The sequence below is a fragment of the Pseudomonas sp. MS646 genome (genome assembly GCF_036693845.1).
GTDB classification, from domain to species: Bacteria; Pseudomonadota; Gammaproteobacteria; order Pseudomonadales; family Pseudomonadaceae; genus Aquipseudomonas; species Aquipseudomonas chlororaphis_E.
In genome coordinates this window covers 130,215-153,382 of record NZ_CP144763.1, presented here as the reverse complement: position 1 = coordinate 153,382, position 23,168 = coordinate 130,215, and the positions used below count along the sequence as shown (strand labels likewise).

Here is a 23,168-nt window from a genome sequence, read left to right as displayed (position 1 = left end):
CGGCTTCTACAGGTTGATACCATGACTCTTCAGGAGCCGCGCTTGACCTCGGGCTTGAGGCTCTGGGCGAGCTCGACCAGTTGCACGAACTCGGCGCGCAACCCGAACGGGTCGTCACCGCGGGCAGCACGGGCCAGTTGCGCGGTGTCCTTCAAACTCATCGACCCAGTGTAGCGCCCATCTCCCTTGAGCTGCTGCGCAAACGCCGCCACGGCCGCCGCGAACCGCAGGTCATCGCTGGCCTTGTCTTCGGCCTGCGCGCTGGCGATCGGGTGCTCGATCAGCCGGCTGCTGCCGCCTTCAGCGGGCTTGTAGCGCACACGCAGCATCGCCATTTCCCCGGACGTGCCTTCCTTCTTTGCCTGCGGGTTGGCATAGCGCAGCGGTTCCAACCAGCCCTTCTCGCCCTTGGGCACGATTTCGTAGAGCGCCGTGACCGTATGCCCGGCACCGATCTCGCCGGCATCGACCTTGTCGTTGTTGAAATCCTCACGCTTGAGCGCCCGGTTCTCATAGCCCAGCAAGCGGTACTCGCTGACTTGGGCGGGGTTGAACTCCACCTGCAACTTCACGTCCCGGGCCACCACGGTCAGGGTCGAGCTGAGCTGGTCCACCAACACTTTGCGCGCTTCGAGCAGGTTATCGATGTAGGCGTAGTTACCATCCCCCGCATCCGCCAGTTGCTCCATCAGGTGCTCGTTGTAGTTGTCCACGCCGAAACCCAGCGTGGTGAGGGAAATACCGCTCTTGCGCTGGTCCACGGCCATTTGCTTGAGGCTGTCGAAGTCGCTGATGCCAACGTTGAAGTCACCGTCAGTGGCCAGCAGGATGCGATTGATGCCGTTGTCGATGAAGCTCTCCCGCGCCATCTGGTAGGCCAGCTCGATGCCCGACGCCCCGGCGGTCGAACCACCGGCGTTCAATTGGTCGATGGCGTTGCGGAGGGTGGCCTTTTCACGACCCGACGTGGGCTTGAGCACCACTCGGGATTCGCCGGCATACACCACCAGGGACACCCGGTCCTGGTCGCGCAGTTGATCCACCAGCAGCTTCAGCGTGCTCTTGACCAGCGGCAAGCCTTCGCGGCGGTCCATGGAGCCGGAAACGTCCACCAGGAACACCAGGTTGGCCGGCGCCAGGTCAGCCACGGCGCGGTCGGATGCCTTGATGCCAATGCGCAGCAGCCGGGTGTGCGGGTTCCACGGCGACGGAGCCACTTCGGTGGTCACGCCAAAAGGCGAACCATCGGTGGGCAGCGCGTAGGTGTAGGGAAAGTAGTTGACCATTTCCTCCAGCCGCACCGCCCCTTCCGGCGGCAGGCTGCCCTGGTTGAGGAAACGGCGCACATTGGCGTAGCTGCCGGTGTCGACATCCACGCTGAAGGTCGAGACCGGCGTTTCGGCGACGCTGTGGACCGGGTTGTCCGGCAGTTTTTCATACTGTTCGCGCGGCTCGCTGCGGTAGTCCGGGGACATGGCATCACTCGCCACCATCGGCGAAGGCATCGGGGCTGGCGCGATCCTGTACTTGGCCACGGAGGGCTGCACGGCGGCGGCCTCGCGTTGCAGCTCGGGCTTGTCGGCCGCCGAGATGGGGCCGGCGCTCTCCCGTGACGACAACCCACAACCGGCCAGCGAAACCAATAAGGTCACGGCGAAGCCCTGGGCAGCAGGACGCAGGAAGGGGAATGGACGGGACATGGGCAGAACCTCGTGAGTGGATAATCCGTTCACAAGCTCAGACGAGGAGGATTTTCGGTTCGGGTTAAGGACGGCAAAATTTTTTGTGGGGTGAAACAGCAGCGCCTGGTCACCCAGGATGTCCAGGCGCAAGACGCGGCTAGCGAGACGGAATGGCTTGCAGATCATCGACGATAAAGCGGCTCAACACGCCGGTATAGTACCCCTCTACATCGGAGTTCCCCTTGTTGGTCAGCGCGCCCAGCATGCTCTTCATGTTTTGCATTTGCCCCATCGCCCCGGCCGGCATCAGTCCTTCACGAGCCTGGGCAAAGTGCAACACCTCGGCGCCGTCCTTCTTCACCTTGACCTGATAGCTGAAATCAACGCTGGCAAGGTACGTACCGTCGGCAACGATCTTGTTCATGAAGCCGCCCTGGGTGTCCTGGATGCGGCGCGCGTAAACGGTGTTCACGTCCAGCAGATAGTCCGCTGTTTCCCGGCTGGAGGCATAGCGATTGGCATCGAGCAGGCGCAGGACCAGATCGCTGTTCAATTGCTCGCGAACGGTTTCGTCAGGCAGGAAGCGTTCATTCTTGCCGACGACTTCAACGTTGAAGGTGTCGATCCAGTAGGTGGCTGTCTTGGGGATCGCGACCGGCGCGGGAGAAATGTAGTAATCAGGCGTGGAGGCACAGCCCGCCAGGAAGCAGAGGGCCAGGAATGTGGCGAGAAAACGCATATCAGGACTCGTCCTTGAAGAGTGGATTGTAAACGCGGCGGATTCTACGGAGTCTGGAGGGCTTCTCAAGCTGTTTACCGGACTGTGTTGCCAAGACGCTCCTCCCCAGAGGCCAGGGCCCCGGTCGTCAGGGATCGAGCTTTTCCTGGCACATGACCCGTAACGGGAGAGCCAATCATTCGGCGTCGATTTCCACCACCGTTTTCCCTTGCCCGCGCCCTTCGGCCACTTGCGCAAACGCGTCATTGACTTGGCCCAGGCCAAACCGCCGTGGATCGACCTTGATCCGCAGCTTCCCGGCCTCAACCAGCTTTGCCGCCTCCCGCAAAATCTGGCCATGGTGCTCGCGGCCTTTGCCGGCCAGCAAGGGCATCAAGGTGAAGACGCCGGAATAGCTCGCGCCACGAAACGACAATGGCGCCAGGCTATGTTGTCCCCAGCCCAGGCAACTGAGGACATGGCCGGTGTAGGTCTTCACCGCGTTGAACGACGCGTCCAGGGTCGAGCCGCCGACCGTGTCATACACGATGTCGAAGCCTTCGCCATTGGTGTGCAGGCGTACGTAGCTGTCGGTGTTCTCGGATCGGTAGTCAATGGCCGTCGCACCCAGCTCGCGAATGAAATCCAGGCTGCCGATCGAACCGGTGGCATACACCTGCGCACCTCGCGCCCTGGCAATCTGCACAGCCATTTGACCGACACCTCCCGCGCCACCATGAATCAGTACTTGCTGGCCGGCCCGGACGTTGGCCCGATCCACCAGCCCTTCCCAAGCCGTGATGAAGACCAGCGGCAGTGCCGCTGCTTCCCGCATGCTCAGTGAAGCGGGTTTGGGGGCGATCAGGCGAGCATCGACGACAATGTATTCGGCCAGGGCACCCTGGGCACCCCCGATACCGCCCGCCATGCCGAAGACCTCCTGGCCGGGAACAAAGTCATCCACGCCCTCGCCCAGCTCCAGCACCGTCCCGGCCAGGTCAATTCCCAATACAGCCGGCAGCGGCTGACGAGCATGGGCACCACCGCCTGTCGCGATCTTGGTGTCCAACGGATTTATCCCTACAGCTTGAACCTTGATCAGGACCTGTCCATTACCTGGAGCAGGCCGGGGAATGGAGCGCACGACCAGCGGCGCCTGGGCAACTTCGGCAATGGCAGCAGACATGGTGTTGTTCATGACGGGTAAACCTCCAATGAGTGGGTAGGTTTATAGTGCGAGCGCCGAAACATTCCGATAAGTAAGCAATAATGGATAGGATTTATTCCTCATAAAGGCCAAATCCCATGGATCTGTTCGAGGCAATGCGGGTGTTTGTACGGGTGGTGGAACGCGGCTCGTTCTCGGCCGTCGCCAGAGAACTGAACCTGGGTCAACCGGCGGTGAGCAAGCAGATCCGCGGATTGGAGAAACACCTGGGTGGGGCGCTGTTTGCTCGCAGCACCCGCCATCTGGCGCTGACCGACCAAGGCCAGCGCTTCTATGCCCAAAGCAAGGAAATCCTCGCCAGCCTGGACACTGCCCGGCTCAGTTTCGCCAGCGGACAGGAGCAGATCGCCGGCCCGCTGCGCGTGGCGGCGCCGGTGAGTTTCGGACGGTTATGCATTGCACCTTTGATCGGTGACTTCCTGGCGCGTCATCCACAGGTTCGGATCGACCTGAGGCTGAGCGATCAACAGGAGGACGTGCTGAAGGAAAATATCGACGTGGCCATTCGTATCGGCCAGGTCAAACACGAAGGGCTGGTGGCCGTGAAGCTCGGCGAGAGCACGCGCCAGGTGTATGCCTCCCCTACCTATCTGCAACGGCACGGCACGCCACTCGAACCGTCCGACCTGAGCCGCCATAACTGTCTGGGGTTTACCCTGCTGGAGCATTATGACGTCTGGCAGTTCGACCACCTTGGCGAGCCCCATCACGTGACGATCAAGGGCAACGTCACCAGCAACAGCAGCGAAGCGATCCGGGAAATGGTGCTTGCCGGGCTAGGGCTTTCGCTTTCGCCACACTGGTTGTTCGCCGCCGACGTTCGCCAGGGAACCGTGACCAACGTGCTTACCCATTATCTGCCAATGGCATTGCCCATCCATGCCGTCTTCAGCCAGGATCGACGCCGCTCGGCACGCACCCGGGCTTTCGTGGACTTCTTGCGTGAACGCCTTTGAAGGACGGCCACCCAACCTGCAGGCACCTGGGCAAACTAGGCATCACAGGCCAATGAGGGCTGCGCCGACGTCATGGGACGGCGCGAGAAATACATCGCCGCCGCGACGCCCACCGCCCCCATCACCACGCTATACCCCACGCACACCCACGGGCTCCACGGCACCAGCGCAATCAGCAGCAACGGCGTCATGCTGGCCCACAACGCATAGGCGATGTTGTAGGTGAACGAAATACCGGACACACGGATGTTCGCCGGGAACAGACTGACCATCACCGAAGGCACCGCACCGACCACGCCACAGCCCAGGCCGGCGATGGCGTACGCCAGGCCCAGCCAGGCGCTGCCGCTGATCAGGCTGGCGTAGAGCACGGCGATGCCCAGGGGCAGCAACAGGCTGTAGAGCATGACGGTGCGCCAGGCACCGATGCGGTCGACGATGAGCCCGGCCAGGACGCAGCCGATGTTCAGGAAGACGATGCCCAGGCTGCTCAGGGCGAAGGTGTGGCCGGGGGTCAGGCCGAAGCTTTTCTGCATCACGGTGGGGGTGATGACCACGAATACCACCACGGCGGACGTCAGCACGCAGGTCAGGATGACAGCGGGCAGCAAGGCCTGGCGGTGCTCACGCAGGACCGTGCGCAACGGCAGTTCAGCCGACCCTTCGCGATTGGCCTGCAACGCCATGAAGATCGGCGTTTCGCTCAGCCAGCGGCGCAGCCAGACGCCGATCACGCCAAAGAGGCCGCCCAGCAGGAACGGCAGGCGCCAGGCGTAATCGAGAATCTCCTGCGGTGTGTAGATCCGCGCCAGCGCGGTGGCCGTCAGGGCGCCCAGCAAGTAGCCGAACGTCAGCCCGGCCTGGAGGAAGCCCAGCGCGTAGCCGCGATGATGCAGCGGCGCGTGCTCGGCCACGAACACCCAGGCGCTGGGAACTTCGCCGCCCACCGCGGCGCCCTGCAGGATGCGCAACGCCAACAATAGCAACGGGGCGAAATAGCCGATTTGCGCGTAGGTCGGCATCACCCCGATGAGCAGGCAGGGCAAGGCCATCATCAGGATGCTCAGGCTGAACACCCGCTTGCGCCCCAGCCGATCAGCGAAGTGCGCCATGAGAATGCCGCCCAGGGGCCGGGCCAGGTAGCCGGTGGCAAAGATCCCGAAGCTTTGCAGCAAGCGCAGCCAATCGGGCATTTCCGGGGGAAAGAACAACTGGCTGAGGGTCAGGGCGAAGAACACGAAAATGATGAAGTCGTAGATTTCCAGCGCCCCGCCCAGGGCAGCGAGGCCTAGGGTCTTGTAGTCGGATCGGCTGAATCGCTCGCCTGGTAAATGAGTGTTGGCAGTCATGGGCAGATTTGAACAGTTGGGAAAGGGCGACGGCTCAGCTGTCGCGAGGGTCCACGGGTTGGGCCGGCGCGGCCACTTCGGCTTCGTCGGCCTCATCGGCGGGCAGGAAGTCCTTGCGGCTCTGGGCGATGGCCCGGCGTATTTCATCGCCCTTGGTAGGGCAGTTCTTGAGGCAGGCGATGCCGTCGGGTTTCTGCGTCATCGCCATCCTCCGGCATGAGTGAACAGGGCCTCGATAGTGCTCGCTTTTGGCCCGTGATGCCAATGTTGAGGTTCGGGGGCCGCTCTGGCCCCACGGTAAACTCCCTCGCCACAGGGTTCGTGCGGGCTGATCAGCGGTGGTAGCGCCGCACGACGCTGCTGTTGCGCAGGACATGGCCGTTGATTTTTTCCATCAACTGGGCGCGCGTCAGGCCCGTGGGCAAGGCATCCGGCGGCAAGTCCAGGGCGAAGAGCTGGATCAGGTAATGATGCGCGCTGTCACCAATGGGTGGGCACGGACCGATGTAGCCACGGGTGTTCTTGCTGTTGATGCCGCTCATGCCTTCCAGCGTGGCCTTGGTGCCGGCGCCGGCCGGAATCTGCCGCGTGGAGGCCTTGATGCCGTAATGGACCCAATGGTCGACGCCCTGGCCACGTTGACCGTCCGGGTCCAACATGACGATGGCATAGCTGAGGGTACCGGGCGGGCCGGCGTTCCAGCTCAGGGCCGGGGAAATGTTCTTTCCGCCACAGTTGTTGGCGTCACTGGCCGCGGCGGCGGTGAAGAGGCGGTCGTCCGACACACCGGGGATGTTGAGCGTGAAGCGCTCTTCGGCCTGGGCAACGCCTTGTGCGCACAGCACCAGGGCGACGGCCGCCAGCCAGGGAGTCAGGGAGTTCAATCGGGTCATACCGGGCACCTTATGCGGATCAGGCCATGGACGGCCTGCGAACTATAGCCGCAGCGCCCATCCGGTTGCAGTGACAATTACGCTGAACCTCGTTCAGATCCTGAGACTCCAACGGCAAATGCCTGCCGGAGAACGACCATGCCTATGCATCAAGTCGCCCGCTTCGCCGATGTGCGCGAAGACCGCGGCCTCGAAGTCAAACTCGGTGAAACATCCATCCTGCTGCTGCGCTCAGGCGATCAGGTGCGGGCTTTCCAGGGCAAATGCCCGCACGCCGGCGCACCGCTGGCCAAAGGTGCGGTGTGCCATGGAAGGCTGATCTGCCCTTGGCACAAGGCGGCGTTTCGCCTCGAAGACGGCGCCCTGTGCGAACCGCCGGCCCTCGACAGCCTGGCCCGTTATCACGTCGAGGTGCGCGGCGCCGATGTCTGGGTCGACGACCAACCGCTGCCGGCCGATAAAACTCCGCCCGCCGACGACCCTCGCACCTTCGTCATCATCGGCGCCGGTGCAGCCGGCACGGCAGGCGCGGCGGCGTTGCGGGAGAAGGGATTTGGCGGCCGAATCCTGTTGATCGACCGAGAGGCCGAAGCCAGCTACGACCGCACGGTACTGAGCAAGTACGTGTTGGCCGGCGACATGGCCGTCAACGAGACAGTGCCGCTGCGCGATGAAACTTACTTCACACAGCAACGCATCGAACGGCTCCATGGCGAGGTCACCCATCTTGACCCCCATGCCCGACAGATCCAGCTCGCAGACGGCCGGCGCCTGGACTACGATGCCGCGCTCATTGCCACGGGCGGGGAGCCGAAGACGCCCGCGCTGCCCGGCATCGATCTGTCGCAGGTGTTCGTGCTGCGCTCGATCGCCCACGCCCGGCAGATTCTCGACACAGTCCGACCCGGGCAGCGGGCGGTGATCATCGGCGACAGTTTCATTGCCATGGAGGTCGCCTCCTCCCTGCGCAAACGCGAATTGGAGGTCACCGTCCTGGCCCGGCATCCGGTGCCCTTTGCCGCACAGTTGGGCGAAAGCGTCGGCAAGGCGATCCTCGCCCTGCACCAGGCCAATGGCGTGGTGTATCGCACCGACGGCGAAGCGGCCGGAATCGAGGGCGCGCACAAGGTCGAAGCCGTGGTGCTGGATAACGGCCAGCGCCTGGCCGCCGACCTGGTGATCATCGGTGTCGGCGTACGCCCCGCTACCGAACCGTTTGCCGACCTGCCACGGCAACAGGACCTGTCACTGAGCGTTGACGCGGGCATGCGGGTGACGGACGGATTGTGGGCCGTCGGTGATATCGCGACCTTTCCCCTCAGCGGTCAGCCCCAACGCATCGAGCACTGGCGGCTGGCCCAGCAGCACGCGCGCATCGCTGCCGCGAACATGCTCGGTGGCGACGAGCATTATCTGGACGTGCCGTTCTTCTGGACCTATCACTTCGGCAAACGCTATGACTACCTCGGCCACGCCGAACACTGGGACGAGGTGGAATTCAAGGGCACGCCGGAACATCCCCCCTTCATCGCCCTGTTGGGCAAGAACGGCCTCGTGGCCGCGGCCGTGGCGTGCGACGAAGGCCGGGCCATGGCGGCATTGGCACAACGCATGAAACAACCGTTGCCGGTGGACGAGGCCTGGCGACTGGTGCGGGATTTTTCGTCGTAGGCCTGCCCACATCCACCCTAATCCTCTGTGGGAGCGAGCTTGCTCGCGATAGCGGTGGGTCAGCGGACGTCAATATCGATGAGCCGTCCCCATCGCGAGCAAGCTCGCGCCCACCGTTTTGTAGCGTGTATCAGTGCACTGACTGGTCCGCCGGCAGGTGAATGACCCGCGGCCGTTCCGGCGGGGCCAGGGGCGGTGGTTGCAGGTCAGGGCCGAGCAGGTGGAAATGCGGCACGACGTGGCTGATATCGCCGTCCTGATTGTTGTGGATGATCTTCGAGCCCGGCTGGCGCAGCGTTTCCAGGCGTTCGTCAGTCAACTTGAAGCTGTCGCTCAGGCCTTGGTCGTCCACCACCGGCGCCGGCAGCCGCCGCTGGGCAAAACTGCGGCTCTTGCGCTGCTGATACCGCGCCCAGGCGATCAGCAGCACCGCGTTGACCAGTGCGATCCAGCCATACACCTGCAAGGTCGCGAGGGTATCGACCAGCGAGCCGCCCAGGCGGGGGCCGGCGTGGCTGTCGAACAGCGGCCAGAGCCCGTTGACCAGCAGGTACAACAGCCCGACCCACGCCAGCACGGTAATGAACGCATCGATGAGCACCAGAAAAGGTCGCTGTCGGGTCCTGATAATTTTCATCGGATCACTTCCTCTTCCTGATCATCGAACGGCTTGATACCGCGGTCCGGGCTGACCCAGCGCGCCCGCTTCTGATGCTGGCCGAACAGCACTTTCGGAAAGCTCACCAAGGTCGTGAACAGGCTGATCAGCCAGAACACCAACGGGTACCAGACCACCCAGAACATGATGTGCCAAAGGCCTTTTTCGTAACGACGATCGATCAGGATGCTCACTCCGAATTGCATCAGGCACACCACCGCCAGCAGCAGCCCGGTGAAGGCTGGCGGCATGAGGTGATCGACGGAAATGGCCGCCGGCAACGCCACGAACTTGCCAACGCCCCAGAAGATCACCGACAACAGGAACGTGAAGGCCCAACCGGTGGACAGGCAGTATTCGAACAGCAACGGCCACAGGTAACGGTGCCGGTACTGCCAGATGCCACGGATGTTCTTGAACAGCACTTCGGCACCACCCTGGGCCCAGCGCAGGCGCTGCCGCCACAGGCCGCGCAGGGTTTCGGGCATGAGGATCCAGCACAGCGCACGGGGTTCGTAGAAGATGCTCCAGTGGTCCAGTTGCAGCTTCCAACTGATGTCGATGTCTTCGGTGATCATGTCCGGGCTCCAGTAGCCGACCCGGTGCAGGGCCGTGCGACGGAAGGCGACGATCACGCCGGAGACGGTGAAGATCCGCCCGAAAACCCGCTGGGTGCGCTTGATCAAGCCGATGATCGAGGAGAACTCACCGACCTGGACCCGGCCGATCAAGGTCGAGCGGGTGCGGATACGCGGGTTGCCGGTCACCGCGCCAAGGCGGGCGTTCTCCAACATCGGTGCCACGAGGTAGGCGCAGGTGTTGGGCGCCAGCAACGCGTCACCGTCGATGCACACCAGGTACTCACTGCGCGCCGCGATGGCCCCCATGCGCAGTGCCACGGCCTTGCCCTGGTTTTCCGCCAGGTGCAGCACGCGCAGGCGCGGGTCCTCGGCGGCCAGTTGGTCGAGCATCTGGGCGGTGTTGTCCTTCGAGCCGTCATTGATGGCGATGACTTCGATGTTCGGATAATGCTGGCCCAGCGCAGCGTGAATCGTGTCGGCGACGTTGTCACCTTCGTTGAAGCACGGGATCAGGATGCTGATCAGCGGCTCGCCGGCCAGGGGCGGCGGCAAGGTGTCGTCCTGCCAGGGCCAGTGACGCTCCCAGTGCAGCCAGAAATACAGGCCGCCGGCGATCCACAGCCCGGACATAAACAACGGATAGAAGAACACGAAGTCCATCAGGAATTGCCCGGTGACCAGGAAGATCAGGCCCAGGGGCACCCCAAGGACGATCGCCAGCACCAGCAGGGCGAGCAGTCTGTCGAGCATGTCAAGGATTCCACTTGTTGGAGAGCGCCGGCCGCACGGTTTTCACAGCGGGCTGGTCTTCGATGAAGTTGTCCGGGTAGTAGCCGAAACTAGTCACGCCCTGGCGCTTGAGGCGCCCCATCCAGTCGGCGAGCAGTTCGCCGTCGATGTCGGCCACCGGCTGGCTGTCCCAGTCACGCGCCTGCAATTCGAACACGGTGCGCTTGAGGGCTCCGGGGCGGGACTTGACGGTCTGGACCAGGCGCTCCAGCCAGGGGCCGGATTGCTGGCGCGTCTGTTTTTCCATCAACGGCATGGCCATCGGCGCCGTCCAGTCGTAGGCATTGAGGAAGTCGTCGAGGTTCTGGGCAAACCAGGCTTCGCTCGAAGGGTTGAGCATCGGCTCGGCAAAGATATTGCGCGCCGTCAGAACCTGCGGGCCTCGAATCGCCCGGACCTTGGCGGTGAGTTCATGGGTGAAGTCGATCAGGTAACGGCTCTTGAAACGAGTCCAGCGCTGCATCGTCGCCGGGTCGTCCCGCAGGGCCGCCATGGACGTCGGCAAGCCGTTGGCCGCGTAGACTTTCAGCGCAGCGGGGCCGGCGTCCTCGAAGTCGGAGAACACCGCGTCGTCGTGATACAGGACCCCATCCAACGAGCTCATCCGCGCCAGGTCTTCGTAGATTTCGCCAATGACTTTGCGCACCGCCGGGTCGAACGGCGACAACCGTACGTACTGGTCCGCAGCGACCTCGGTCTTGCCGGTCTCAGGATTCCAACGCTGCACCCGCGGCAGTTTCGCGTCCAGGGCGAAACTGAGCACCGGCATCCAGGCGTAGACCTTGGCATTGGCCCGGGTGCGCAGTTGCCAGGCCACCCGGTCGAACAGATCGGCCCGCACCGGCAGGTGACGGTTGGGGAAGTACAGCGAATGCACCAGGCCGTCGCCCTTCGGATCGGCGAAGGCCTGCAGGAACACCGTGTTGGCGCCCAAGTCGGAAATGCGCTGGATCAACTTGCCGACGTTGGCTTCCTGCTGCACCGGGTCCGGGTCGTAGACGTAATCGAGGTCGACATGGACCACGCGCATCGGGTCCATCGTCTGCACGGACACCACGCTCTCGGCGAAATGGGCGCCATCCGGGTCGGAAGCCACCAAAAAGCGCGGGCCGCTCATCAGGTTATCGAGGCTGTCGAGTCCGTCCTCCAGGGTCAGGGCCACCTGATAGCCCTCGCTGCCAATCACCTGCAACGCAGTGCCGTCGGCTTCCCCGTAAGGCCAGACCCAGACCCGTGGGCTATAGCCGGTGACCTTGCGGATTTTTTCGGAAATGGCCACGACGTCCTTGCGCAAGCGCGCCTGGAAATCGGCCTCGGTTTCATAGCGACCGGTGGCTGGATCGTAGCGGCGGGTGGTCGCCGCCGGTTGCTGGTTGCCTTGCGGGTTGGCGAGTACGCCCTTGTGGTTGGCGTCGGTGTGGGCGGCGATTTCCACCAGGCCCGACTTCGACACTTCGCGAATCTGCTCCCAGGTCAGGAACTCGGAACGCTTGCGCGGCACCCCGGCGAAATCCACCGGTTGATCCAGCGGTGTGTCGACCCAGCTGCCGACCGGGGCCAGGATCGCCGGCCAGTTGTAGGCGCGCAAAATGGGCATGACGCGGGTGTAGAAACTCGAGTAACCGTCGTCGAAACTCAGCAGTACCGCACGCGGCGGCAGTTCAGGGCCACCATTGCGAGCGGTGATGATCTGGTCCACGGTCACCGGCTGGTAGTTGTTTTCCCGCAGCCAGGCCAGTTGCTCGATCAGTCGCTCGGTGCGCACCGCCACCAGGGCCTGGTCCGGGTCGAGGTCCTCGACGTCGTGGTAAGCGATGCCGAGCACGTGGTTCTTCGGCCACGGCGCATCGTTGGCGGCCACGGGACGTTGCGCGGGCGGCGTGAAGGCCGGGGCCTGCTGGGCACAAGCGCTGATCAGCAAGACCCCCAGCAGAAGGATGAATCGCGAAATGACAGGCATCTTCAAACTCTTCTAGAAGCGGTAGGTGAGGTCGACAAGCAGGCGCAGGTCGCTTTCGCGATCGCCGTCGTAAGGGCGGTTGAGCCAGCTCAGAGCGGCACCGGCCTCGACCACGTCGTTCCAGATGAAACGCTGGCCGTAGCTGAGCAATCCCGTGGCAGCGGTGCTGTAGTCACGCTGGCTGTAGGCCCCCGCGCCGACCTGAAATTGCTGGCTCCAGGTGGTTTCGTAACGGCGATACAGCACATGGTTGGCGAGCACCGTCGGCATGACGCTCAAGTCCGACTTGGGGTTGAAGTAGGGCACTTCGTTGGAACCACTGTTGCGGCTGGCCGCCACCTCCAGCCCCAGTTCCACTTGCAGGCGCGGCGCGCTGTAGAGGCCCTCGCGACCAGTCAACTGGGTCTCGAGGCGGTTATTGCCATCGCTGAAATGAGACGGGCTGACGGTCAGTCGCCACTCGCGGCTTTCATTGGCCCGCCAACGCACGAAACCACTGCCGCCATTGGCCCGGACGCCGCTGTTGAGCGCTCGCAACGGGGTGTTCGCCGAGAGGTAGTCCAGGCCGCCGCCGTACTGCCAATGATCATTGACGTCCAGGGCCATCGCCAGGCGCGCGCCCTGTTTGTCGCCGGAGCCGTAGTCGTGGTTGGACACCTCGGCTTCCAGCGTCATGTCACGCGCGCGCCGCTCCACGCCCAGGCGTTGCCAGCGGTGATGGCCGGTGCCTTCCTCGAAATCACCGGTGGCGTAGCCGGTGCCGCCGAACAGCCGCCAGTCTTCGTCGATCGGCGGGCTGTAGAGCAGCGTTTCGATACCAAAGTCCCGGCTACCGGTGACGGCCCCCGCGTCACCGTTGCCGCCGCCATAACTCTTGCCGGTGTAGGCTTCGATACGCAGCTCGGCCATGTCATGCACTTCGCGCTGGCGTTGCAGGCGTTTGACGTGGGCGTTTTCGGGGTAGCGCGCGACCACGTCGTCGGTCAGCGCATCCAACTGCCGCCACTCCTGCAAATCCATCGCGGCACGGGCCTGGGCAATTTCCAGGTCACGGTTGCGCGGGATCGTCGCCTCGATTTCCTTGAGAAGGCTTTCCGAACGGCGTGGCCAGTCACGGGCCTGGTACAGATCGGCCTGGGCCAGGCGCATGCCGGTGTTGCCGGGGCCCTGGCTGACCAGGTTTTCCAGGCGAGTCTCGGCCGAGGGCAGATCAGCCCCGTAGGTTCCGGCCTGGGCAGCCAACTGCTGGGCGTCCATCCATTCGTCGTTGGGGTTGCCGATCGGTAAGCCCTTGAGCTCGATGCGCGGGCGTTGGGACTTGGCCATGTCTTCGGCCAAGGCGCGGGCTTCTTCGGACTGCTCACTTTCCAGCAGCGCGTAGTAGAGCGCGGTGCTGTCTTCGAAGCGGTCCGCCGGATCGGCATCCGGCGCCGCGAGTATCCGTCGGTACAGGTCGACGGCGATCTCCGGCTCCCGCTGCTCCAGGTACGAGGAGGCCACCCAACGCAGGGCATAAGTCGGAATGCCCACCCCTTCGGCGAGCAGCTTCTGGTATTCGGTAATGACTTCAGCACGGCGGGCACGGGCATTGAGGGCGCCCATGCGGTCGATCCGCCAACGCACCACGTCGTCATGGGCCTCCGCCACCGGGGTCCAGGTGGCTAGCAGCTTGTCGTAGTCGGCCAGGGCGCGGTCGGCAATGACGAAGCGTTCCTGTTCGCCGCGGCTGGTCATGTCCGACAGGCGTACCCGTTCGGCCGCCACATCGCCTTCCAGGCGGCGCTGTATGCCCCGGTCGATCAACCCTGGTTGCAGGCGGGCCAGGCGCAGCGCCGGCTCGGGCAAACGCGCCCGTTGCAGGGCGACGATGTATTCGCGGGCGACTTCGGGGTTGTGGCCGGCGCGCGCGAAGGCCTGATCGTACTCGAACAACGCCTCGTGGGGATTGTTGGCCCGGGTCAGGGCGTAGCCCAGGGCCATTCGGCGCATCGGGTCCGCTGGCTTCGCTTGGACCAGAGCCCGGGCGCGGCTGACGGCTTCATCGGGTTTGCCGCCATCGGCCTGGGTCAGGGCCAGGCCCAGTTGCAGGTCCGGGTTCTGTGGGTCGATCCGCAACGCCTGGCGATACACCTGCGCCGCCGCGTCCCAGCGTTTGAGATTGCGATAGGCGCGGGCCGTTGCGCTCAGTGCCTGGACCGGCAGGTCGCGATAACGACCTTGGGTTTCATAGACGTCGACCACCTCGGCATCGAGGCCGGCCCAACTGGCGATCTGCAGATGATCACTGATTTGCCCGGCGCTGGCCTGGCCGGCCGGAACCTGGCGCAACACGGTCAAGGCGGGCGTGTAGTGACCCGCTCGGGCATCGAGCACCTTCTGGTCATAAGCCGTGTCGGCAAACGCGAGCATCGGCCAGCACAATTGACCGCACAGCGCCATGCGAAACAGCGGGCGTAAACCACGTTGAATAAAGGGACCCACGGTACGCGGCATTCGTCAGCATCCTTACATGGCCAGCCGGGTCGCAGTGCCCCCTTGCCCATCAAACAGGAAGCCGGATCAAAGGAATCCAGCCAAGCTCTAATGGGCTTAGTTTTGCACTGTCCGAGCGGTCATCTTTCGCAACGCCACAATTCTTCAGAATCGATACAGATTTCAACGAAGGTTTCGCGGGCGAAAAAAAACCGGCCCGTGCGCAGTGCACGGGCCGGCCTGGATGCAGCGCGAGGCGGTTTACTGGACCGAGACGCCACCGCCAATCTGATTCATCACAAACGCGGTGAATTGCTCCACTGTCATCTTCTGACCGTTGAAATCAACCTGATTGTTGGCGTAGTGCAGCTTGGTCACCACGTCATTGCCATCAAGCGTCGCCAGCTGCGTGCCAACAGCCATGGCACTGAACATATCGCTGGTGGCGGTGGCCTGGTCGGCGATCATCTTGGCATCCGTCTGGCCTTCCATCTGGGCCTGAACAGTGATCAGGTCCGCCAGCATCGGCTTGGACACCTTGAGGTTGAACTCCAGCAGGGCGAGCAGTTGGCGGCCCAGCTCATCAGGCGGCAGGTCCATGGATTGCGGCTTGGCCAGGTCGACGACCAGGCTCGCACGGCTTTCACCGTTGGCGGTACTGAACGACAGGTTCTCCAAAGCGATTTGCGGGGCGCCGGCCAGGATCTTCTCCAGATCGGCTTTGACCTGCGCTTCCTCGGCTTCAGTCAGGTTCAACTCAGGCGTTGGCTCGCCGGCAGCAGCGGCTTCAGCGGCGGCTTTCTCGTAGGGTTGCAGCTTGGTCTGGTAGATCTGCATCAGCGACATCGTGGCCGGAATGTCCAGGTTCTTCAGGCTCACAGCCATCTGCGCAGCACCGATGGTCTTGTCGTTGTACGACAGCTCACCGATCTTGTAGTCGGCGCGCCCGGATGCACTGGTGCCGTTTTCGGAGCTGCTGTTCTTCATCTCCAGGTTTTTCAGGCCCAGCACCGACTTCGGCTCGCCAAAGGTGGACTTGATGTTGCTCAGCAACACGGTGTTGTCACCCATGTAGTAACCATAGGTGCTTTTGCTCAGGTTGCTGGCCAGCGTCAGGCCGTTTACCTCGACGTGCACCGGTGTCTGGTCTTCGCTGACCGTGGTCAGCTTGATGCTGTCCATGTAGCCGTCAGCCTTGACCTTCTGCCCTTGGGCACTGGCGGCCATATCGATTTTCAGGCCAGAGAAGATCAGCTGGGTTTTCTCATCCAGCTTGGTGTCCAGCGGCAACAGTTCATAGATGCCGTTGAAGGACTCGTCATAACCCAGGTTGGTCACGCCCTTGAGCGGCGACTTGCCCTGGGTGGCAGCGAACCACTTTTCAGTCAGCGGGTTGGGCTCCAGCTCGGTATGGCTGGTGGCCATGACTGGCAACCACTTGAGCGTTACCAGACGCGAGAACGGGATTGGACCGTGTTCGATCTTGTCGACGAGCAGCAGCTCGACCGGCTCACCACCAAACACCTCGCCCTCACCCTTGAGACGATAGTGAGCGGTGCTGCTGAACGTGCCACGTTCCATGGAAACCAGCTCCAGGACGGCGGTGCTATTGGAGCCTGCCATGGCCGTTTGCATTTGCTTGTTGCTGTCGACAATCGCTTTTTGCAGCACGCCTTCGAGCTTGGTGCCGGTGTACCACGCGCCTCCCGCGCTGATCGCACCGACCGCCACGACGATACCCAGAAGTACGCTTGCTGATTTATTCATGAGTGACCCGATTGATATCCATGGTTGAAGAGAGCCGTCGTCTTCCCTGACCCGCAAAGGGGTGTGGCTCGACGCCGTGAAGTGGAGGGGAGATTACCATCACGCAGGCCTTCGGGCCCAATGTTTAAAGGGGTAAAAACCTGTTCTTGAGAGGTGGTCTACGAATATTGGACTTCAATTTCGTCGAGTTGATGGTCGAAGGTCTTGAGCCGGGCGCTCCATGTGTAGACCAGCACTTCGAAATCACGGTTGATCACCGCGGCGCCAGATGAGTCAGCCCGCGAGTCGCAGAAATCCAGCTGGTAGCGCTCCCGGGCCATGGCGTTAGCGACATCACACAGCTCACGTGCGTTATTGAGCCAATGCCAACCGTCCTGGGTGACTTGCTTGTCCAAGGCGGCGCATTGGACCTTCAGGGCTTCGAGACTCTTTTCCAGCGGAGTGCCGGTGAGCTCTCCCATGACCTCCTGAAAAGTGCGGCCCGGCTGCCAGTAGCTGCCCCAGAAGTATCGGTCGAACACTGTCTCCACTCGCCGCAGCGCCACCTTGGTGTCCCAGATCAGCACCAGGGTCTTGCCTTGCTCAAGGTGTTTTTTCTTGATGCGTTGGCCTTGCAAGGATGCCCAGGCCACGGTTGCGATGGAGATCACACCGATCAACGCCGCCGCGCTGTCCAGGAAGAGCAGCGCCTTGTCGATCTGGTGAGTGAGCATGACGCCATAGAAGTAGGTGGCCGAGAGCAGCAACAACGCCGCAATCGCGCACCAGAAGCCAGGAGCATAAGGGTTTTTCATTATTGGAATCCCCATGACCAGTGACGTCGCGGGCCCTTGGTTCGAGGTACCCCGACTATCACAGCATAGCAACGGCAACGGGGTTTGCCGGGGCATCACGGACAATCAGCGCTTGATCCGATTACCGGCCCAAAACGACAAAACCCCTGTCTGCGTCAGCAGACAGGGGTTTTGGGAATTCAATCTTGACGATGACCTACTCTCACATGGGGAAACCCCACACTACCATCGGCGATGCATCGTTTCACTTCTGAGTTCGGGATGGGATCAGGTGGTTCCAATGCTCTATGGTCGTCAAGAAATTCTGTGTCCCGCTCGTTCAACAACAACGAGCCGGAGAAAATCGATAACTTCTACTAAAACAAAACCCCAACTGCTTTCGCAATTGGGGTTTCGGAATTTAATCTTGACGATGACCTACTCTCACATGGGGAAACCCCACACTACCATCGGCGATGCATCGTTTCACTGCTGAGTTCGGGATGGGATCAGGTGGTTCCAATGCTCTATGGTCGTCAAGAAATTCTTGAGCCAGCGCGCTTTTCAGCGTTCCAGCAAATCGGGTATGTGATCGGGTGTGAGCCGCAAACTTTCGGTTTGTTTCGTCTTCACCACACCGCAATCTGGCTTTCTAAGCGCAAATTGCTTGGGTGTTATATGGTCAAGCCTCACGGGCAATTAGTACAGGTTAGCTCAACGCCTCACAGCGCTTACACACCCTGCCTATCAACGTCGTAGTCTTCGACGGCCCTTCAGGGAGCTCAAGGCTCCAGTGAGATCTCATCTTGAGGCAAGTTTCCCGCTTAGATGCTTTCAGCGGTTATCTTTTCCGAACATAGCTACCCGGCAATGCCACTGGCGTGACAACCGGAACACCAGAGGTTCGTCCACTCCGGTCCTCTCGTACTAGGAGCAGCCCCTCTCAAATCTCAAACGTCCACGGCAGATAGGGACCGAACTGTCTCACGACGTTCTAAACCCAGCTCGCGTACCACTTTAAATGGCGAACAGCCATACCCTTGGGACCGGCTTCAGCCCCAGGATGTGATGAGCCGACATCGAGGTGCCAAACACCGCCGTCGATATGAACTCTTGGGCGGTATCAGCCTGTTATCCCCGGAGTACCTTTTATCCGTTGAGCGATGGCCCTTCCATACAGAACCACCGGATCACTAAGACCTACTTTCGTACCTGCTCGACGTGTCTGTCTCGCAGTCAAGCGCGCTTTTGCCTTTATACTCTACGACCGATTTCCGACCGGTCTGAGCGCACCTTCGTACTCCTCCGTTACTCTTTAGGAGGAGACCGCCCCAGTCAAACTACCCACCATACACTGTCCTCGATCCGGATAACGGACCTGAGTTAGAACCTCAAAGTTGCCAGGGTGGTATTTCAAGGATGGCTCCACGCAGACTGGCGTCCACGCTTCAAAGCCTCCCACCTATCCTACACAAGCAAATTCAAAGTCCAGTGCAAAGCTATAGTAAAGGTTCACGGGGTCTTTCCGTCTAGCCGCGGATACACTGCATCTTCACAGCGATTTCAATTTCACTGAGTCTCGGGTGGAGACAGCGCCGCCATCGTTACGCCATTCGTGCAGGTCGGAACTTACCCGACAAGGAATTTCGCTACCTTAGGACCGTTATAGTTACGGCCGCCGTTTACCGGGGCTTCGATCAAGAGCTTCGCGTTAGCTAACCCCATCAATTAACCTTCCGGCACCGGGCAGGCGTCACACCCTATACGTCCACTTTCGTGTTTGCAGAGTGCTGTGTTTTTAATAAACAGTCGCAGCGGCCTGGTATCTTCGACCGGCGTGGGCTTACGCAGCAAGTGCTTCACCCTCACCGGCGCACCTTCTCCCGAAGTTACGGTGCCATTTTGCCTAGTTCCTTCACCCGAGTTCTCTCAAGCGCCTTGGTATTCTCTACCCAACCACCTGTGTCGGTTTGGGGTACGGTTCCTGGTTACCTGAAGCTTAGAAGCTTTTCTTGGAAGCATGGCATCAACCACTTCGTCACCCAAAGGGTAACTCGTCATCAGCTCTCGGCCTTGAAACCCCGGATTTACCTAAGATTTCAGCCTACCACCTTAAACTTGGACAACCAACGCCAAGCTGGCCTAGCCTTCTCCGTCCCTCCATCGCAATAACCAGAAGTACAGGAATATTAACCTGTTTTCCATCGACTACGCTTTTCAGCCTCGCCTTAGGGACCGACTAACCCTGCGTCGATTAACGTTGCGCAGGAAACCTTGGTCTTTCGGCGTGGGTGTTTTTCACACCCATTGTCGTTACTCATGTCAGCATTCGCACTTCTGATACCTCCAGCAAGCTTCTCAACTCACCTTCACAGGCTTACAGAACGCTCCTCTACCGCATCACTTACGTGATACCCGTAGCTTCGGTGTATGGTTTGAGCCCCGTTACATCTTCCGCGCAGGCCGACTCGACTAGTGAGCTATTACGCTTTCTTTAAAGGGTGGCTGCTTCTAAGCCAACCTCCTAGCTGTCTAAGCCTTCCCACATCGTTTCCCACTTAACCATAACTTTGGGACCTTAGCTGACGGTCTGGGTTGTTTCCCTTTTCACGACGGACGTTAGCACCCGCCGTGTGTCTCCCATGCTCGGCACTTGTAGGTATTCGGAGTTTGCATCGGTTTGGTAAGTCGGGATGACCCCCTAGCCGAAACAGTGCTCTACCCCCTACAGTGATACATGAGGCGCTACCTAAATAGCTTTCGAGGAGAACCAGCTATCTCCGAGCTTGATTAGCCTTTCACTCCGATCCACAGGTCATCCGCTAACTTTTCAACGGTAGTCGGTTCGGTCCTCCAGTCAGTGTTACCTAACCTTCAACCTGCCCATGGATAGATCGCCCGGTTTCGGGTCTATTCCCAGCGACTAGACGCCCTATTAAGACTCGCTTTCGCTACGCCTCCCCTATTCGGTTAAGCTCGCCACTGAAAATAAGTCGCTGACCCATTATACAAAAGGTACGCAGTCACAGAACGAAGTCTGCTCCCACTGCTTGTACGCATACGGTTTCAGGATCTATTTCACTCCCCTCTCCGGGGTTCTTTTCGCCTTTCCCTCACGGTACTAGTTCACTATCGGTCAGTCAGTAGTATTTAGCCTTGGAGGATGGTCCCCCCATATTCAGACAAAGTTTCTCGTGCTCCGTCCTACTCGATTTCACTTCTAAGATCCTTTCGCGTACAGGGCTATCACCCACTATGGCCGCACTTTCCAGAGCGTTCCGCTAAAATCAAAGAAGCTTAAGGGCTAGTCCCCGTTCGCTCGCCACTACTAAGGGAATCTCGGTTGATTTCTTTTCCTCAGGGTACTTAGATGTTTCAGTTCCCCTGGTTCGCCTCTTGCACCTATGTATTCAGTGCAAGATAACCATCTTATGATGGCTGGGTTCCCCCATTCAGACATCTCCGGATCACAGTCTGTTTGCCGACTCCCCGAAGCTTTTCGCAGGCTACCACGTCTTTCATCGCCTCTGACTGCCAAGGCATCCACCGTATGCGCTTCTTCACTTGACCATATAACCCCAAGCAATCTGGTTATACTGTGAAGACGACATTCGCCGAAAATTTGCATGTTCAATTAAGAACGCTCACAAATTTTACCTTAGCCTGATCCGTTACCAGTGAAAGTAACGTTCAGTCTATCTTTCTATCACATACCCAAATTTTTAAAGAACGATCCAGTCAAAAGACCAGAAATCAACATTCACCATCGCGTCGATGGAATGCTCATTTCTAAGCTTTCAGTCTCAGAAGCAGTAGTGGTGGAGCCAAGCGGGATCGAACCGCTGACCTCCTGCGTGCAAGGCAGGCGCTCTCCCAGCTGAGCTATGGCCCCGTATTTCTACAGGCGTTTCCCACACAAAATTGGTGGGTCTGGGCAGATTCGAACTGCCGACCTCACCCTTATCAGGGGTGCGCTCTAACCAACTGAGCTACAGACCCAATTTCGGGCTGCTTCTAATCGTCTTCTTCAATGAATCAAGCAATTCGTGTGGGAGCTCATGGAGTCGCTGCTGTCGTCGATTAAGGAGGTGATCCAGCCGCAGGTTCCCCTACGGCTACCTTGTTACGACTTCACCCCAGTCATGAATCACACCGTGGTAACCGTCCCCCCGAAGGTTAGACTAGCTACTTCTGGTGCAACCCACTCCCATGGTGTGACGGGCGGTGTGTACAAGGCCCGGGAACGTATTCACCGCGACATTCTGATTCGCGATTACTAGCGATTCCGACTTCACGCAGTCGAGTTGCAGACTGCGATCCGGACTACGATCGGTTTTATGGGATTAGCTCCACCTCGCGGCTTGGCAACCCTCTGTACCGACCATTGTAGCACGTGTGTAGCCCAGGCCGTAAGGGCCATGATGACTTGACGTCATCCCCACCTTCCTCCGGTTTGTCACCGGCAGTCTCCTTAGAGTGCCCACCATAACGTGCTGGTAACTAAGGACAAGGGTTGCGCTCGTTACGGGACTTAACCCAACATCTCACGACACGAGCTGACGACAGCCATGCAGCACCTGTCTCAATGCTCCCGAAGGCACCAATCCATCTCTGGAAAGTTCATTGGATGTCAAGGCCTGGTAAGGTTCTTCGCGTTGCTTCGAATTAAACCACATGCTCCACCGCTTGTGCGGGCCCCCGTCAATTCATTTGAGTTTTAACCTTGCGGCCGTACTCCCCAGGCGGTCAACTTAATGCGTTAGCTGCGCCACTAAGAGCTCAAGGCTCCCAACGGCTAGTTGACATCGTTTACGGCGTGGACTACCAGGGTATCTAATCCTGTTTGCTCCCCACGCTTTCGCACCTCAGTGTCAGTATCAGTCCAGGTGGTCGCCTTCGCCACTGGTGTTCCTTCCTATATCTACGCATTTCACCGCTACACAGGAAATTCCACCACCCTCTACCATACTCTAGCTCGACAGTTTTGAATGCAGTTCCCAGGTTGAGCCCGGGGCTTTCACATCCAACTTAACGAACCACCTACGCGCGCTTTACGCCCAGTAATTCCGATTAACGCTTGCACCCTCTGTATTACCGCGGCTGCTGGCACAGAGTTAGCCGGTGCTTATTCTGTCGGTAACGTCAAAATTGCAGAGTATTAATCTACAACCCTTCCTCCCAACTTAAAGTGCTTTACAATCCGAAGACCTTCTTCACACACGCGGCATGGCTGGATCAGGCTTTCGCCCATTGTCCAATATTCCCCACTGCTGCCTCCCGTAGGAGTCTGGACCGTGTCTCAGTTCCAGTGTGACTGATCATCCTCTCAGACCAGTTACGGATCGTCGCCTTGGTGAGCCATTACCTCACCAACTAGCTAATCCGACCTAGGCTCATCTGATAGCGCAAGGCCCGAAGGTCCCCTGCTTTCTCCCGTAGGACGTATGCGGTATTAGCGTTCGTTTCCGAACGTTATCCCCCACTACCAGGCAGATTCCTAGGCATTACTCACCCGTCCGCCGCTCTCAAGAGGTGCAAGCACCTCTCTACCGCTCGACTTGCATGTGTTAGGCCTGCCGCCAGCGTTCAATCTGAGCCATGATCAAACTCTTCAGTTCAAACATCTTTGGGTTTTGAGAAAACCCTAAACTTGGCTCAGCAATCGTTGGTT

Annotated in this window: 14 protein-coding genes, 2 tRNA genes and 4 rRNA genes; 2 read left to right on the top strand and 18 right to left on the bottom strand. The window is 60.3% G+C overall.

The window, feature by feature from the left end; genetic code table 11:
* Window positions 1-29 precede the first annotated feature (29 nt).
* The 3 genes from V3H56_RS00700 to V3H56_RS00690 all read right to left on the bottom strand — a co-directional run bounded on the left by V3H56_RS00700 (window position 30) and on the right by V3H56_RS00690 (window position 3,598).
* Complete coding sequence (locus tag V3H56_RS00700; RefSeq protein ID WP_047736258.1) at window positions 30-1,700, bottom strand: VWA domain-containing protein; 1,671 nt, start codon at window positions 1,698-1,700, stop codon at window positions 30-32.
* A 139-nt stretch (window positions 1,701-1,839) separates the two neighbouring features.
* Window positions 1,840-2,421 carry a hypothetical protein gene (locus tag V3H56_RS00695; protein ID WP_042728972.1) on the bottom strand — a complete coding sequence of 194 codons (582 nt, stop codon included), beginning with the start codon at window positions 2,419-2,421 and terminating at the stop codon, window positions 1,840-1,842.
* Window positions 2,422-2,596: 175 nt separating this feature from the next.
* Entirely contained in the window at window positions 2,597-3,598 is a 1,002-nt protein-coding gene (locus tag V3H56_RS00690) for a zinc-dependent alcohol dehydrogenase family protein (protein WP_047736259.1), read from the bottom strand.
* Between the two features lie 107 nt (window positions 3,599-3,705).
* Here V3H56_RS00690 and V3H56_RS00685 point away from each other — a divergent pair, with 107 nt between their 5' ends.
* Entirely contained in the window at window positions 3,706-4,584 is an 879-nt protein-coding gene (locus V3H56_RS00685; protein ID WP_123579722.1) for a LysR family transcriptional regulator, read from the top strand.
* 35 nt (window positions 4,585-4,619) lie between these two features.
* Here the strand turns inward: V3H56_RS00685 and V3H56_RS00680 are convergent, their stop codons facing one another.
* The 3 genes from V3H56_RS00680 to V3H56_RS00670 all read right to left on the bottom strand — a co-directional run bounded on the left by V3H56_RS00680 (window position 4,620) and on the right by V3H56_RS00670 (window position 6,826).
* Window positions 4,620-5,933, bottom strand: coding sequence for an MFS transporter (locus V3H56_RS00680; RefSeq protein WP_042728969.1), 1,314 nt, complete (start codon window positions 5,931-5,933; stop codon window positions 4,620-4,622).
* Between the two features lie 34 nt (window positions 5,934-5,967).
* Entirely contained in the window at window positions 5,968-6,135 is a 168-nt protein-coding gene (locus tag V3H56_RS00675) for a hypothetical protein (protein WP_338474096.1), read from the bottom strand.
* A 130-nt stretch (window positions 6,136-6,265) separates the two neighbouring features.
* Window positions 6,266-6,826 (bottom strand): YbhB/YbcL family Raf kinase inhibitor-like protein, encoded by a 561-nt coding sequence (locus V3H56_RS00670; protein ID WP_053149050.1) that lies wholly within the window; start codon window positions 6,824-6,826, stop codon window positions 6,266-6,268.
* A 138-nt stretch (window positions 6,827-6,964) separates the two neighbouring features.
* On the opposite strand from V3H56_RS00670, the gene V3H56_RS00665 reads away from it, so the two are divergent.
* The gene (locus V3H56_RS00665) at window positions 6,965-8,497 is read left to right on the top strand and encodes an FAD-dependent oxidoreductase (protein ID WP_338474095.1); all 1,533 of its coding nucleotides are present in this window, start codon (window positions 6,965-6,967) and stop codon (window positions 8,495-8,497) included.
* Between the two features lie 130 nt (window positions 8,498-8,627).
* Here V3H56_RS00665 and pgaD read toward each other — a convergent pair whose 3' ends face one another.
* The 12 genes from pgaD to V3H56_RS00605 form a co-directional block, all read right to left on the bottom strand.
* A complete protein-coding gene (gene pgaD / locus V3H56_RS00660) occupies window positions 8,628-9,134 on the bottom strand; it encodes a poly-beta-1,6-N-acetyl-D-glucosamine biosynthesis protein PgaD (RefSeq protein WP_042728966.1) in 507 nt (168 codons plus the stop codon).
* Complete coding sequence (pgaC, locus tag V3H56_RS00655; RefSeq protein ID WP_042728965.1) at window positions 9,131-10,486, bottom strand: poly-beta-1,6-N-acetyl-D-glucosamine synthase; 1,356 nt, start codon at window positions 10,484-10,486, stop codon at window positions 9,131-9,133. The genes pgaD and pgaC overlap by 4 nt, the downstream gene beginning before the upstream one ends.
* Before the next feature lies 1 nt (window position 10,487).
* The gene (pgaB, locus tag V3H56_RS00650) at window positions 10,488-12,485 is read right to left on the bottom strand and encodes a poly-beta-1,6-N-acetyl-D-glucosamine N-deacetylase PgaB (RefSeq protein WP_042728964.1); all 1,998 of its coding nucleotides are present in this window, start codon (window positions 12,483-12,485) and stop codon (window positions 10,488-10,490) included.
* 12 nt (window positions 12,486-12,497) lie between these two features.
* A complete protein-coding gene (gene pgaA / locus V3H56_RS00645) occupies window positions 12,498-14,978 on the bottom strand; it encodes a poly-beta-1,6 N-acetyl-D-glucosamine export porin PgaA (protein WP_123579719.1) in 2,481 nt (826 codons plus the stop codon).
* Window positions 14,979-15,218: 240 nt separating this feature from the next.
* Window positions 15,219-16,724: a YdgA family protein gene (locus V3H56_RS00640; protein WP_338474094.1), complete on the bottom strand. Its 1,506-nt coding sequence runs from the start codon at window positions 16,722-16,724 to the stop codon at window positions 15,219-15,221.
* A 158-nt stretch (window positions 16,725-16,882) separates the two neighbouring features.
* Complete coding sequence (locus tag V3H56_RS00635) at window positions 16,883-17,518, bottom strand: hypothetical protein (protein ID WP_042728961.1); 636 nt, start codon at window positions 17,516-17,518, stop codon at window positions 16,883-16,885.
* Window positions 17,519-17,701: 183 nt separating this feature from the next.
* A 5S ribosomal RNA gene (gene rrf, locus V3H56_RS00630) occupies window positions 17,702-17,817 on the bottom strand.
* A gap of 105 nt (window positions 17,818-17,922) precedes the next feature.
* Window positions 17,923-18,038, bottom strand: a 5S ribosomal RNA gene (gene rrf / locus V3H56_RS00625).
* 137 nt (window positions 18,039-18,175) lie between these two features.
* A 23S ribosomal RNA gene (locus tag V3H56_RS00620) occupies window positions 18,176-21,067 on the bottom strand.
* A 246-nt stretch (window positions 21,068-21,313) separates the two neighbouring features.
* Window positions 21,314-21,389, bottom strand: a tRNA-Ala gene (locus V3H56_RS00615).
* A 30-nt stretch (window positions 21,390-21,419) separates the two neighbouring features.
* Window positions 21,420-21,496: transfer RNA gene (locus V3H56_RS00610), tRNA-Ile, on the bottom strand.
* Between the two features lie 82 nt (window positions 21,497-21,578).
* Window positions 21,579-23,115 (bottom strand): 16S ribosomal RNA (locus V3H56_RS00605).
* Together the 16S, 23S and 5S rRNA genes with 2 tRNA genes alongside form the textbook arrangement of a ribosomal RNA operon.
* Window positions 23,116-23,168 lie beyond the last annotated feature (53 nt).